This is a genomic window from Bacillus sp. LBG-1-113, from assembly GCF_020708615.1.
Lineage (GTDB): Bacteria > Bacillota > Bacilli > Bacillales > Bacillaceae > Bacillus > Bacillus mojavensis.
Genome location: NZ_JAJFDG010000004.1, coordinates 302817 through 316113, shown reverse-complemented (window position 1 = coordinate 316113; position 13297 = coordinate 302817). Strand labels below are relative to the sequence as shown.

Here is a 13297-nt window from a genome sequence, read left to right as displayed (position 1 = left end):
CAAGCAAGAGCCTGTCTATTTAGCGTACTTGTAAATCCTTTGTCTGAATATAGCCTTTTACCCCGCCATAATCAACGAATGCCCAGCTGAAATCAAATCCTCCGTTTTCACTGAATCCCCAGCCGAGCAAAGTGACTTCTGTCTCGGAGGAAAGCTGTTTGGCTTTTCCATTTTCCGGTGTTGGTGAATAGAAGGCAGTCTGTTTTGCTGTTTTTGCTTGACTTGCGGTTTTCATTAAGAAGTGTGTTGAAATATATGCTTTTTTCCCTTTGAATTCAATTTGAGCCCAATTAGCATTTGCAAATCCCTTTACAGTGACTTTCTGTTCAGATGATACCGTGCCGAGGATCGCGCTTTTTTGATTTGGTTCAGTTCGCACATTCAGTTTTCCTGCTTTAATAACATAAGAATCTGATGATGGCATGGTGACATTCATGGTCTGAGGGGTTGCGGCTTTTGCTGCGGGAGCGGTGCTACATGCTGTGAAACTCAGTCCTGCGGCGGCTGTTAAAGCGAGCAATACTTGTTTCTTTTTCATTTATAGCTCCTCCTCGTATGTTGACAAGATATAAGAGGTATTCCCTTATTGCCCGGTGAATGAAACACTATTTGTTTATTTTTTCTAACAATTAAGGAAATGTTAAGGTTTGTAAGGTGTACATTACATACTAATACTTGTATGATACATTATGTAAGGTATACGTTACATAAAGAGAGGATCAAATTAGATGAAGCACGGGGTTCGTAATTGTGTAAAAGAATACAGAAAAGATAAAGGATGGACACAGGATCAGCTGGCAGAAAACATTCAAGTGACAAGACAGACAGTCATTGCAATTGAAAAACAAAGATATGAACCCTCGATAGGCACTGCAATTAAATTATCATTAGTATTAGAGTGCTCATTAGATCAATTATTCTGGATAGAAAGAGATAAATAAGATGAACATGACGTATTATACCGGATTATTATTGCAAACTTTACTTCCCGTTTTATTGTATATCCTTTATTGGCATTCACCTTCAACCTTAACACTTCTGTTAGCAGTCATCGGAACAGCACGAGTTCTTTATTCTGCCGCGCACATTCATAGAAATAAACTCTGGGGAAACGTACACTTTCAGAATGACCAACGCACCCGCTCAAATGCTCATTTCGCGGGCTATATATCACATTGGGTAATGATTGTTCTATTGCTAATAGGTGCTGTTCTTATTCATCAATCTATGCTTCCTTTATCCTATCTGCAGCTGATTGCATATACTGCTTTTCTTGGTTTTATGATTAGAATGGTGATGAGTGATGTACTCAATACAAATGTGTAAAAAACAGCCTGCCGTACTTTATGCCGGCAGGCTGTGTTAATGTAAAAGACCTCTGCTTTGGTTTAAGTAATCATTTACGTCTTCACGGCCGCTTTGGAAAAGGTGGAGCTGGCCGCCATAGTTCTCAATCCACTGTGTGACGATTTTTTCAGTCATTTTTTCGCCCTGGTAGGCGTGTCCGGCTTTTGCATAGGTTGCTTCAAAGTCGCTCCATAACAATTCCACCCATGTTTTCGCCTGAATGTAGCTGATCATATTGTTTTTTTCCAGAAGCAGATTTGTCAGTTTCTCAATATACGTATTCATTTGGTGGTCTCCTTTCCTTCAGGAAAAAAATTACGCTTTAAAACTTCATGTTCTCCATATACTAACCTTACGTCTTCATCCGGCAAGACGCAACTTTTTGATCTCGAACCTAGGGGGATATGACATGGTCCGCAATAAAGAAAAAGGATTTCCTTACGAAAACGAAAACAAGTTTCAAGGTGAACCGAGAGCGAAGGACGACTATGCTTCAAAGCGTCCTGACGGGTCAATCAATCAGCATCCTCAGGAGAAAATGAGAGCCTCCGGCAAACGATAAAAGAAGAACAGCTGCACATGTGCAGCTGTTTTTTTACCCTTTATTGACTTGATATTCATAGACGCTTTTCTTTTCAGACAGATGCGCAAAGGTTGACAGCACCAGTCCGCACGCGGTCATCAGCGCCCCTCCTGCAAACAGCCAGGAATAGGAGCCGGTCCCGCTTAAAATGATACCGCCGATCCACGCGCCGAGCGCATTGGCCAGGTTAAATGCAGACACGCTCACAGCTGCGGCGATCGTTGTGCCGTTCTCAGATGAAGAAAGAACCTTTGTTTGCAAAAGAGGCGGCGTGCCGAATGCGCAAGCGCCAAATAAGAAAGTCGCGACAATGGCTGCGGCCGGATAAACGGCGATGTACGGGAATACCGCAAGTACGCCGATCAAACCGATCATGACGCCAATCATGGTCCGGGTCAGCAGAGGAAGCGGCACTTTTCCCGCAAAGAAATTTCCCGCAACCCCTCCCAAACCATAGGCGAAGAGGGCGCCTGTAATGCCGACTGTGCTGAAACCCGCTGAATTTCTTAAAATCGGTTCGATAAACGTGTAAGCGATAAATACGCCTGAATAGCCTAAAATGGTAATCGCAAAGGAATACAGCACCTGTTTGTGTTTAAATACTCCCCACTCATTCATGAGCATCGGGATGACTTTTGGTTTTCTGTTCGGCACTGTAGCCATCAGGCCTAAAAATCCGATCACTCCAAGCACCGTAATGATGGAAAACACGACTCTCCAGTTTAGGACATCACCCAAGTAGGAACCGAATGGAACACCCAGCATTAAAGCCACTGTTAAACCACCGTTCATAGACGCAGCGGCTGCGGCGCGTTTTTCCGGCGGCACCATTTCACTAGCAAATACCATCGCAATTGCAAAGAATGCGCCGTGAATGGAAGCAGATAAAATTCTTGAGACGGCCAATACCGCAAAATTCGGTGCCAGCGCACTTAACAGGTTGGAAAGGATGAAAATCCCCATCAATCCAAGCAGCACCGGCTTTCTCGGGAGCTTGACAGAAACAATCGTGACAAGCGGGCCTGTCACACAGACGCTTGCCGCATAAGCAGTAACAAGGAGTCCCGCAGAGGAAACATGTATATGAAAGTCATTGGCAATCGACGTCAAAATACCCATCACCGCATATTCTGTGTATCCAATTGAAAACGTGCAGATCATAAGGACAAAAATAATGAACTTTACAGATGGATTTTTCATACTCAACGTCATCGCCTCCTTTAATTTTTAAAAAACAACGAGTTCCATCTTAAAAGAAATCCAGGATGAATTCAATCATTTTTTCTCTGAAAATCGCCTTGAATGTGCTCAAATAAAAAAGAGGCTGATATTCAGCCTCTCGTTCATCCCTGCTTCTTTTGCTGCAATACTGAGATTGGAAGCGCTTCTTCTTGATCGGGAGCCGATGCTCTGTATCCCCAAGCGAAAACGCCATTTAAATAGTTAATGTGAAACTCGTCCTCAGAGCCGTCCACAATATACGTTTCTCCCGGTGAGAAGTCCTCCGGGTTCAGCAAGTATGCTTTTGCCATTGCAATTTTCCGTTCGAGCACTGCCAGTTCATTTATGATTCCAAGCTGTTCCGCTTTTCTTGCTTTTTCAGAAAGTCCTGCGATTTCTGTATTGAGCTCGTGTGTTGTCATTTGACTGTATCGTTTCTCCATTTTTCAGCTACTCCTCTTCCCGCAGAAATTGCTCGATTAAATCGAGTGAGAATCCTTTTCTAAATAAAAATTGTTTGACCTTCATGGCACTTTCATAGGAGCCGTCATAACGGTATTTTCTAAACGCTTTTTCCGCATGAAGACGCAGCGCTTCTTTTTCAGTGTCTTCATCATTTTCGTATTCAATCTGCTCCAGCGCCGCAGAGATGACATCAAATGAAAAGCCTTTGCGCTGCAGCTGCATCTGGGCTCGCTGTTTGATCTCTTTTGAAGAGAGTTTCTTGTCTTTCTTCAGAAGCTTTTCGATATGCTTAACTGCTTTTTCCGTCTGTTCCTCAAACGAGAAAGAACCTAGCGTATCTTTAATCGTATCGTCATCGATTCCTTTCGCCTTCAGCTCTCTGAACAAAACGTCAGGCCCTTTTCCGTTTGTTTTTTTGTGAGTGCTTACATAGGCCGCCGCAAACTCTTGGTCATTTAAATAGCTGTAATCGTTCAGCCTATGAATCACTTCCGCAATGACGGGCGCCGAGGTTTCTTTTTTCTTTAAGTAGTCTTCTACCTCTTTTGTTGACCTCATTCGATAGGATAAAAACTCAATCGCACGGTTGAAGCCTTTTTTCACTTCATCGCCGTATTGAATATCAATGATCTCGAGGTCATCAAGCTCTTTTCCCTTTTTAAGCTCAAATTTCACGAGCACATCGGCGTCAACGCTGAAAGCATATTTTTCATCCAGAAAAATATTAAAACGTTCAGTATTCTTCTTTTGCGCTGATATCTTTGTAATAAATGGCATCTTAATCTCCCTTCTCCGGTCTCAAACGCGTTTTCTATGATCAAAATGAGGTAAAGTATAGTTATCAGAACGATGAGGAGAGATGTGTATGAATATTGCAATGACGGGCGGAACGGGTTTTCTCGGTACGCATCTGACTGGCGTCCTCACCCGCCAGGGACATCATGTTTATATCTTATCAAGAAACGCGGGGAAAACTGAACAAAAAAATATCACTTATGTCCAATGGCTGACTGAAGATGCTGCGCCTGAACAAGAACTTCCTCATATTGATGTCTGGGTAAACCTTGCGGGGAAATCGATTTTTGGCCGCTGGAATGAAAAAACGAAACAGCAAATTCTCTCCAGCCGTATCGATGCAACCCGGGAAGTACGGCGGCTTATTCATAAACAGGCGGAAAAACCGAAGGCGCTTATTCAAGCCAGTGCAGTGGGCATTTACGGCACTGACCTTGAAAAGACCTTTACAGAAGACTCTCCCACGTCAGACGAGGATTTTCTCAGCCATACTGCACATCTGTGGGAACGGGAAGGGCAAACTATTGAGGCGATGGGCATCCGAACGGTTTACGCGAGATTTGGCGTGATGCTTGGAGAAAAAGGCGCTCTTCCGCTAATGATCCTGCCATACAAACTGCTGGCCGGCGGAACGATCGGGACGGGCAATCAGTGGCTGTCCTGGATTCACGTGGAGGACGCCGCCCAGCTGATTCTATATGCAATTGAAAACGACAGTATCTCAGGTCCTGTTAATGTGACCTCCCCTAATCCGGTTGAAATGAAGCAGTTTGGAAAAACGATTGCACGGGTGGTACATCGTCCCCACTGGCTCCCCGTTCCAGCATTCTTTTTATCAAAAGCATTGGGTGAGATGAGCCTGCTTATTGTGAAAGGACAGCGCGCTCTGCCTAAAAAAGCAATTACGTCCGGATTCCGTTTTACATTTTCAGATCTGGAATTCGCCCTTTCGCAGCTGCTGACGGACCGAAAGGCTGTATAAAAACGGAAGGAAGCGTCAACCTTAAGAATAACATGGTTGAAGGAGGTCCTTTTATGGAAAAGAAAAGGGAGAAGCACCAGCAAGGAGCCAACCTGAAGAAAATGCAGGAAGTTCTTTATTCAAGTGAATTTAAAAAGGCGGAAAAAGCTGCTAAGCGGAAGTAGGGATACATAGCGCCGGAAAGCAGATACTATGTTTGTTTGATATCACTTTTTAGGGGGAATTTGATATGGGCAGAAATCATATCCACAAAAACCGTGATAAAAACAAACAAAAACTTCCTCAGGTTCCAGATGCGTTAAAACGAGAAACTGACGGCGTTTACGAGGAATATTCAAGCGAGCTCGCTGATGCGGATGACCGCGAAGCGCAGGAGCGCGCGAAAGCGGCCGATAAGAGAGCGAAAAGCAAGAAACGTTAATGAAAAACCCCTTGTCTCTGCTTGAGACAGGGGGTTTTTTACAGCTCGGTGAACCGTTCCTTTATCGGTGTGCGTTTTTTCACTTCCGGCATTTCATCAGGATAGCCTGTTTGTATGATCGCGGCGAAGCGCTCGTTATCCTGTAAACCAAAGGCTTGATGCACGTCTTTATCATAGAGGATCTTTCCGCTTTTCCAAACCATGCCGATTCCTTTTTCCCAGGCAAGAAGCTGGAGATTTTGAATCAATGAGCTGGTTGCCGCAAAATCATCATCTCTTGCTCTTTCGTTCTCATCTTCCTGAAATACAACAAGCAGAAATCCAGGCACACGGCTGAGTGTCTTTTTGAAATTTTGGAGTTTTTCTTCCGTCATGTCCGGCTTTGATTTTTTAGAAAATGAAGCAAAGGTTTTAATCAAGCTTGCTTTTCCTGTTTCACTGGAAACGTAAATAAATCTCCAAGGCTCCGTTACTCTGTGATTCGGCGCATATTTTGCCGTTTCTAGCATGTCAAGGATGACAGCCGGAGGGACGGGATCTTGTTTAAATTTACGGATTGATCTTCTGCTGCGTATGATATCCCGCAGTGCTGAATCTTGATTTATCTGTTCGGCTTGAGGCATCAGCTTCACCCTTCCTATCCAATTGAAAATGATTATCAATCATAATCATAACGGAAAGTGCGGCTTTTTGTAAACCTCCAGCCTTATTAGATTTCAAGAATCCGAGTTTCTGAGTAAACGGCAGTCCCTGTCATGTTCACTTTGATGTGATCGTTTTCTCCGTTTATTTCAATTTCCACTCTTCCGTCTTTCCCTATCTCCTGTCCTTGCTCAATGATAAATGTGCGCTGCCCGGACCTGACGTATTGCTGCATGTAAGCTCCCATCACGCCGGATGCTGTGCCAGTCACGGGATCCTCTATTGTTCCTGAATACGGCGACGAAAAGTGGCGTCCGTGCAGGTCGCTGTCAGAGTGAATCGTTTCAAAGGTAAACGGGTGCACTGAGGCTTTTGGCAGATCAACTAGAACTTCCGGAAATTGTTTGTTATTCGGCACCATTTTTTTAGAGGCTTCTAATGAGTTGAGCGGAACAATTGCAGTCCATATGCCTGTACTGCCAAAAACAATTGGAAGGTCATCATGAAAGTCCTCCGCCGTAATTCCTAATGCGTCCGCGAGCTTTCCCCGGTCGCCCGTAAATGGTCTGAATTTCGGAGCAGCCTGTTCAAGTGTGATATGAATGCGCCCCTCTTTTTCAGAAATATTTGCTGGCAGGATACCGGCTTTTGTCTGGATGGTGTACGTTTTACCGCTCTCCAGCCTTCTGTTTTCACATAACGCGTATAGGGAAGCGACCGTCGCATGTCCGCATAAATCCATTTCGTGTCCAGGAGTGAAGTAACGGAGTTCAAGATCAGCCGCTTCGCTGTTCCGAATAAAGGAGGTTTCTGAATATCCTGCGAGTTCAGCTATTCTCTGCATTTCTTCTTCTGTGTAAGCATCCCCGTGCAATACCACTCCCGCGGGGTTGCCTTTGCCGGGATTTTCCGTAAATGCTTCATATTTTAATACCTCTGCTTTCATTCGCCTGCCATCCTTTCTGCATCAATGTCTCTGTCAGTATAACAAAATATTAGTGGCAATTTTCAGTCATTATTAAAAAACCCATTTTCTTTCAGAGAAAATGGGTTTTACGATCAGGAATTTCTTGTTTTATAGAGCAAATAAATAAAATAGGGCGCGCCGATCGCCGCTGTAAAAACGCCTGCCGGAACTTCGACCGGGGCAAATAAGGTTCTGCCGATGATGTCTGCTCCTAATACGAGCAGAGCCCCGATCAGTGCAGATGCCGGGAGCAGCGCACCGTAAGACGAGCCGACGAGGCGCCTTGCGATGTGCGGCGCCATCAGACCGACAAAACCAATCGTTCCGGCAACCGAAACCGCACAGCCCGTAAGAGCCGTACTCAGCAGCAGCAGGAAGAACCGGTTTCTTTGCACGGAGCTTCCCGCACCTGCCGCAATATCTTCACCGAGCATCTGTATATTCATATTTTTTAGACAGATAAAACAAATGAATAAGAGAATGGCTGACAGCAACACGGCTATTTTTACATGCTGCCAGTTCGATCCGTAGACTGAACCTGTTATGTATACATTGGCTTGAGACGCCCTGTAGATCGGGCCTTTGATCATGAGCAATGTGGTCATCGCTTGTGCAGACATTGAAAATCCGATTCCGATCAGCACCAGCCGAAACGTGGAGGCGCCATTTTTGTATGCGAGTAAATAAACGATAAGTCCAACAACTGATGCCCCGATAAATGCGGCTGCCGGAAGCCATGACAGACTGATCGTCAGTGAATCGCTTCGGTCTGAGAAGAACATCATGACAAGCACCACAGCCACAGCCGCTCCGCCCGTGATTCCGATAATATCCGGGGATGCGAGAGGGTTTCTGACCAGCCCCTGCAAAATTGCGCCTGCCGCAGCCAAGCAAACGCCGGCGCATACAGCTGTCAAAATTCTTGGCATGCGGAACGACATCACCATCATTTCATCGAGCTTTGAACCTGCACCGAAAAATGTTTTGGCCACATCCCAAGGAGGAATGAACCGCTGCCCGAGCCCGGCGCTTATGATGAACACAGCCGCTGTTAAACCGAGTAAAACAAAAAAGACAATCCATGCTTTCTTTTCAGCCGCTGTAAAGCCAAAACGTAGTTTCATAGATTCGCCCCCCTTCTTGCGATGTAAACAAACACAGGCATGCCAATCATCGCCGTCATGACCCCGACCGGAACCTCCTGAGGCATAATGATATATCGTGCCCCGATGTCCGCGGCAACAAGTAAAATCGCACCTAAAACAGCGGAAAACGGCAGAACCCAGCGATAGTCATTGCCGATGATAAAGCGGGCAAAGTGCGGGATGATGATGCCGATAAAGGAAATCGGCCCGGCAATGGCGACAGCCGAACCGGCAAGCAGGACAATACATAGTGCCATAACGAATTTCAGCAGCCCCGTTTTTTGACCGAGTCCTTTGGCAACATCTTCTCCCATGACAAGAAGATTAATTTTTTGGCCGAGGAAACAGCTGATCATAAGCGCTGCCGCGGCATACGGAAGCATTGTCAGCAGCAAATCAAGACTCCTGCCCTGCACAGAGCCCGTCAGCCAAAATAACACCTGAGCCAGCTCGAGTTCATTGACGGAAAGCATGCCTTGTGTCAGCGAAGAAAACATTGCCGCCATGGCTGCTCCAGCCAGCGTCAATTTGATCGGCGTGAGCCCTTCTCTTCCAAGCGAACCTGCGGCATAGACAATCGCGGCGGTAAAGGAAGCACCGAGGAACGAGCTCCATACAAGCGCTTGGGGTGATTGAATATGCAGAAAAAATGATCCGGCAACAATAAAAAAGCCGGCCCCTGCGTTGATTCCGAAAATCCCTGGTGATGCTAGCGGGTTTTTTGTCAGCGCCTGCATCAGAGCGCCGGCAGCCGCAAGGGAAGCGCCGACAACTGTGGCAACCAGTGCTCGCGGGAGCCTGACGTCTTTAATGATGACTTGCTCATTTGATCCGTTAAAAGATGTAAATGCTTGATAGACCTGTCCCCATGACGTACCGGTATAGCCGTATATGACACTTGCGCAGACAGCCGCCAGCAAAACGAAAAGCAGACATAATAACAAAATCCATTTCGAATAAGCCTCTTTGAAGATCATCATCCAATTCTCCTAGTGATTTACTATGTACCATTCTTCACCATGACTGCAGTAAATTAATTGTTTTTGAGAATCATCCTCAATTAATGATTGACACTCTCACCACTGCTTATTATGATCTAAATGATAATGAATTTCAATATTGGGAGGAAAAAGATGAAAAAGCATATCAGCATGCTATTTGTATTCCTTATGGCCGTTATGGTGCTTTCTGCCTGTAATAGTTCAGAAAGTTCCGGTAACAGCCAGGGGGCAAACAGCAAAACAAGAACGGTTAAACATGCAATGGGGGCATCAGACAATATTCCAGCCAATCCAAAACGGATTGTCGTCTTAACAAATGAAGGGACAGAGGCGCTTTTAGCGCTTGGCATTAAACCAGTCGGGGCCGTGAAGTCTTGGAAGGGTGATCCGTGGTATGACTACCTGAAAGACGACATGAAAGGTGTGAAAAACGTCGGGCTCGAAACCGAACCGAATGTGGAAGCCATCGCGGAATTAAAGCCTGATTTGATTATTGGAAATAAAGTGCGCCAAGAAAAGATTTATGATCAGTTAAATGCGATTGCGCCGACGGTTTTTGCTGAATCTTTAGCCGGGAACTGGAAGGATAACCTGACTCTTTATGCCGACGCGGTGAATAAGGCCGACAAAGGCAAAGAAGTCATTGCAGATTTTGATAAGCGCGTTGCCGATATGAAAGATAAGCTTGGCGATCAGACAAACAAAACCGTGTCTGTTGTTCGCTTTCTGTCCGGCGAGTCGAGAATTTATTATAAAGATTCATTCTCCGGCATTATTTTAGACCAGCTTGGTTTTAAACGTCCTGAAAAGCAAGTGGAGCTATTCAAGAAACAAAAGGACCAGTTCACGTTCTCAACAGATAGCAAAGAATCCATTCCTGATATGGATGGCGATGTGCTTTTTTATTTCACTTATAAAGCCGATAATGCAAAAGATAATGAAAAATGGGCCAACCAGTGGACGAGCAGTTCACTATGGAAAAACCTTAAGGCTGTGAAGTCAGGGAACGCCCATGAGGTAGATGACGTCGTGTGGACAACCGCAGGCGGAATCAAAGCCGCAAACTATCTGCTTGACGATATTGAAACGTATTTCTTAACGTCTAAATAAAAAAACTCCGTCTGTTTAGACGGAGTTTTTTTTGCTTTTGCCGATCAGACGCGTGACGAGGAACATGGTGACAGAAAGAGATCTGTTTTTCCGATACGCCAAGTATTTTCCGCGCCATTCGGGTTTGTATTTTTCTTTAAATGCCCTGAGCCCGCTGAAGCTGTACATATACCGAACATTATTAAAAATGACAGCCGCGAAGCGTTCTGACCAGAAGGATGTAAAGGCTGTGCCGACATTGGCCAAAGGCGCCATACCCATGTTAAATGACGTGCATCCCTCCTCCTTCGCCCATAAAAACATGCGGATGAACAATGCATCCATAATACCGTTCGGGGCGTCGCTGCGATAGCGCATCAGATCGACCGAGATTTCGCCTTCCTGATACATCGGCATGATATTTGCGAAAGCCACAATGTCCCCTTCAGCATTTTTCATATAAGCGATCGGTGCTCTCTGTAAATACGACGGATCAAAGAACCCGAGTGAAAAGCCCTTCTCCTTTTTCGAGCCGAGCCATTCATCTGAGATTTGTTTGAGCTCTTCTAAAAAGGCTTCCGAAAATGGGGGATGGTCAACATGGAAGGTATATTCCTCCCGTTCAAACCGGTTATTGATCGCCCGCAAACCGGCTTTTTTCTTCCCTGATATGGTAAACGTGTTTAAGTCCACATAGGCTTCCTCGCCAAGTTTAAAAAAGTTATACCCAAAATCATGGTACAGCGCCATGTCCTCTCGTTCGATTTGATAGAACAGAACACTGAAGCCCTTTTGATGTGCTTCGTTCAGAAATTCTTCGAGCACAAGTGGGAACGATTCCTTTTGGCCGGACGGATCGCCAAGCACGACCAGCCGCCTTGCGATTTTTCCAAACAGAAGCAATGCATTGCCGTCGCTTGAGAAATAAAACCGCTTATCCCCCAGAAAGCCGAGATGGCTGAGCGCGTTGCCGCCTTTATCATTCAAAAACTCAGCAAGACGTTCTGGATCAGCTTTTTCCCCAATTGGTTTGGTTTTCTTATGATACACCACTGTAAAGATAAAGAAGAACAGCGGAACGGCGATGACTGCCATAATGGTCGCATGTGTAATATGAGAAGTGCTGTGGACGAAATATTCGTGGCGCAGCACCTTCTTCATCCGATCCCAGATGAAGCTTGCGATAAGGTTATAGTTAAACAGCGCCACAGTAAACAGAGCCGCAGCGAAAATCATTTGCCCGAGCGTATAGGAAGCCTGTTCTCTGACAAATTGTTTTTTCAACAGCACAAGCAAAACGATGATAATCGGCAATATGAATATAGCACTGATATTAAGCCCTTTTAAAAAGCTGAAAACAAACCCGCCGACAAGCGCTGTAATCGCCATTGTATAGGACCGTTTTGTCCGTTTATAAAGCTCGATCGGCAATATCAGCAAAATGAGCGCTGAGCTTAAGGACAGCCCATTGAACAGCAAAAGGACCGGATGCGGAATGTGCGGAATGACTGTCAGCCGATCAATCGGCAGTGACACCGACGCAAGGACAATGAGACCGCCTACGAACACAATGAGTGAAAGCGATCCCTGCAAAATCCTCACTAACATGGCCCGCTGTACGACAAGCAGAACGTTTGTCGTTTCAATTGCCGGTGCAATTCGCGGGTTCGTTTCAAGCCGTTTCATCGTGCTTTCGGTCAGGTCGCCGGCAGCAAAGAACAGCCCCAAAACGAACGGGATAAATGAATAGACGAGCCGGTACAGCACAATCGACGTCACAATGGCTTCCTGATGGTAGCCCAGCTGCTCCATTCCGAGCAAAAACAAAAGGTCAAACGAGCCGAAGCCGCCTGGAACAAGACTGATCATGCCTCCGATTGCCGCAATCACAAATACCCCGAACACATACCTGATATCAGCATGAATTCCCATGGCGAGCAGAGACAGATAGATTACGATTCCAGCCATAAGCCATTCTGCTACGGAAGCGCCCATATAAGCGAAAATCGGATTTTTCACTATGTCTCCGTCCTCTTCACCCTCTGCTTTGCGGCCTTTTCGTATAGCCGCCGCCAAAGAGATCGGCACAATCAGCGCGAAGCCGATAACAACCGCCCACAGCCATGGTTTTTCATTGATGACTTCATCCACGGGCAGCAATCTTGCGATAACGAAAATGCTGAAAACTGAAAGGCCGAGCAGCATCGAGGATGTAAGCCAGGCAATTCCTTTCACCAGCGCTTTATGGTCTTTTGTATGCTCCTTATAAAACATCATTCTTAACCCGACTCCGGCTAACCCTCCGAAGCCAAGGACATTATTAAATGAATTAGCAATCCAGGATACCCTGAACACCTTTCCGTTTGTGATCGAAAGGCGCAGCGAATATTTAAGAACGTAATCATAGAGTGACATGGCCGCAACAGCAAGCAGGCCGATGAGCACAAGAATGAATAAGTCGGTCCGCTCCAGCCCGTTGATCACCATAAGCGTTCGTTTGAATGACAGGTTTGTCAATTCTTTCTTCGACTGATAAAACACAAATAGTAAAACAGCAACAGGAAAAACGATTTTTAAAATTGATAAAGCATTCTTTTTAATCAGCAATGGTCTCTCCAATCATATACAGTTCGATATTT

At 45.5% G+C, this 13297-nt stretch carries 17 protein-coding genes; 7 read left to right on the top strand and 10 right to left on the bottom strand.

Annotated elements, in window-relative coordinates:
* Positions 1-19 precede the first annotated feature (19 nt).
* Positions 20-538 carry an SH3 domain-containing protein gene (locus LJF29_RS13180; RefSeq protein WP_229149001.1) on the bottom strand — a complete coding sequence of 173 codons (519 nt, stop codon included), beginning with the start codon at positions 536-538 and terminating at the stop codon, positions 20-22.
* Positions 539-728: 190 nt separating this feature from the next.
* On the opposite strand from LJF29_RS13180, the gene LJF29_RS13175 reads away from it, so the two are divergent.
* Together LJF29_RS13175 and LJF29_RS13170 are read left to right on the top strand one after the other, a co-directional pair.
* Entirely contained in the window at positions 729-941 is a 213-nt protein-coding gene (locus tag LJF29_RS13175) for a helix-turn-helix transcriptional regulator (RefSeq protein ID WP_229148999.1), read from the top strand.
* Position 942: 1 nt separating this feature from the next.
* A complete protein-coding gene (locus LJF29_RS13170) occupies positions 943-1326 on the top strand; it encodes a hypothetical protein (RefSeq protein ID WP_229148998.1) in 384 nt (127 codons plus the stop codon).
* A 36-nt stretch (positions 1327-1362) separates the two neighbouring features.
* Here LJF29_RS13170 and LJF29_RS13165 read toward each other — a convergent pair whose 3' ends face one another.
* Positions 1363-1632 carry a YfhJ family protein gene (locus LJF29_RS13165; RefSeq protein WP_229148996.1) on the bottom strand — a complete coding sequence of 90 codons (270 nt, stop codon included), beginning with the start codon at positions 1630-1632 and terminating at the stop codon, positions 1363-1365.
* 124 nt (positions 1633-1756) lie between these two features.
* Here LJF29_RS13165 and LJF29_RS13160 point away from each other — a divergent pair, with 124 nt between their 5' ends.
* Complete coding sequence (locus LJF29_RS13160) at positions 1757-1909, top strand: small, acid-soluble spore protein K (protein ID WP_010333452.1); 153 nt, start codon at positions 1757-1759, stop codon at positions 1907-1909.
* A 33-nt stretch (positions 1910-1942) separates the two neighbouring features.
* Here LJF29_RS13160 and LJF29_RS13155 read toward each other — a convergent pair whose 3' ends face one another.
* From LJF29_RS13155 to recX, 3 genes are all read right to left on the bottom strand, one after another.
* The gene (locus LJF29_RS13155) at positions 1943-3136 is read right to left on the bottom strand and encodes an MFS transporter (protein WP_229148995.1); all 1194 of its coding nucleotides are present in this window, start codon (positions 3134-3136) and stop codon (positions 1943-1945) included.
* Between the two features lie 137 nt (positions 3137-3273).
* Positions 3274-3594, bottom strand: a complete 321-nt coding sequence (locus LJF29_RS13150) for a YfhH family protein (RefSeq protein WP_229148993.1) — start codon at positions 3592-3594, stop codon at positions 3274-3276.
* 7 nt (positions 3595-3601) lie between these two features.
* Positions 3602-4393: a recombination regulator RecX gene (recX, locus tag LJF29_RS13145; RefSeq protein ID WP_229148992.1), complete on the bottom strand. Its 792-nt coding sequence runs from the start codon at positions 4391-4393 to the stop codon at positions 3602-3604.
* Between the two features lie 88 nt (positions 4394-4481).
* Between recX and LJF29_RS13140 the strand changes: the two genes are divergently transcribed.
* The 3 genes from LJF29_RS13140 to LJF29_RS13130 all read left to right on the top strand — a co-directional run bounded on the left by LJF29_RS13140 (position 4482) and on the right by LJF29_RS13130 (position 5814).
* Positions 4482-5393 (top strand): TIGR01777 family oxidoreductase, encoded by a 912-nt coding sequence (locus LJF29_RS13140; RefSeq protein ID WP_229148990.1) that lies wholly within the window; start codon positions 4482-4484, stop codon positions 5391-5393.
* Positions 5394-5446: 53 nt separating this feature from the next.
* Positions 5447-5557 (top strand): YfhE family protein, encoded by a 111-nt coding sequence (locus tag LJF29_RS13135; protein ID WP_010333447.1) that lies wholly within the window; start codon positions 5447-5449, stop codon positions 5555-5557.
* Positions 5558-5622: 65 nt separating this feature from the next.
* Positions 5623-5814: a YfhD family protein gene (locus LJF29_RS13130; RefSeq protein ID WP_229148989.1), complete on the top strand. Its 192-nt coding sequence runs from the start codon at positions 5623-5625 to the stop codon at positions 5812-5814.
* 38 nt (positions 5815-5852) lie between these two features.
* Here LJF29_RS13130 and LJF29_RS13125 read toward each other — a convergent pair whose 3' ends face one another.
* From LJF29_RS13125 to LJF29_RS13110, 4 genes are all read right to left on the bottom strand, one after another.
* Complete coding sequence (locus LJF29_RS13125) at positions 5853-6437, bottom strand: nitroreductase family protein (RefSeq protein ID WP_024120644.1); 585 nt, start codon at positions 6435-6437, stop codon at positions 5853-5855.
* A gap of 86 nt (positions 6438-6523) precedes the next feature.
* Complete coding sequence (locus LJF29_RS13120) at positions 6524-7402, bottom strand: PhzF family phenazine biosynthesis isomerase (RefSeq protein WP_229148987.1); 879 nt, start codon at positions 7400-7402, stop codon at positions 6524-6526.
* Between the two features lie 113 nt (positions 7403-7515).
* Positions 7516-8547, bottom strand: coding sequence for a FecCD family ABC transporter permease (locus LJF29_RS13115; protein WP_010333443.1), 1032 nt, complete (start codon positions 8545-8547; stop codon positions 7516-7518).
* The gene (locus tag LJF29_RS13110) at positions 8544-9545 is read right to left on the bottom strand and encodes a FecCD family ABC transporter permease (protein ID WP_229148986.1); all 1002 of its coding nucleotides are present in this window, start codon (positions 9543-9545) and stop codon (positions 8544-8546) included. Before LJF29_RS13110 ends, LJF29_RS13115 begins: the two co-directional genes overlap by 4 nt.
* A gap of 156 nt (positions 9546-9701) precedes the next feature.
* Between LJF29_RS13110 and LJF29_RS13105 the strand changes: the two genes are divergently transcribed.
* Complete coding sequence (locus LJF29_RS13105; RefSeq protein ID WP_229148984.1) at positions 9702-10679, top strand: ABC transporter substrate-binding protein; 978 nt, start codon at positions 9702-9704, stop codon at positions 10677-10679.
* A 15-nt stretch (positions 10680-10694) separates the two neighbouring features.
* On the opposite strand, the gene mprF is transcribed toward LJF29_RS13105, so the two are convergent.
* On the bottom strand, positions 10695-13265 hold the full coding sequence (gene mprF, locus LJF29_RS13100) for a bifunctional lysylphosphatidylglycerol flippase/synthetase MprF (protein ID WP_229148982.1): 2571 nt from the start codon (positions 13263-13265) through the stop codon (positions 10695-10697).
* Between the last annotated feature and the right edge of the window lie 32 nt (positions 13266-13297).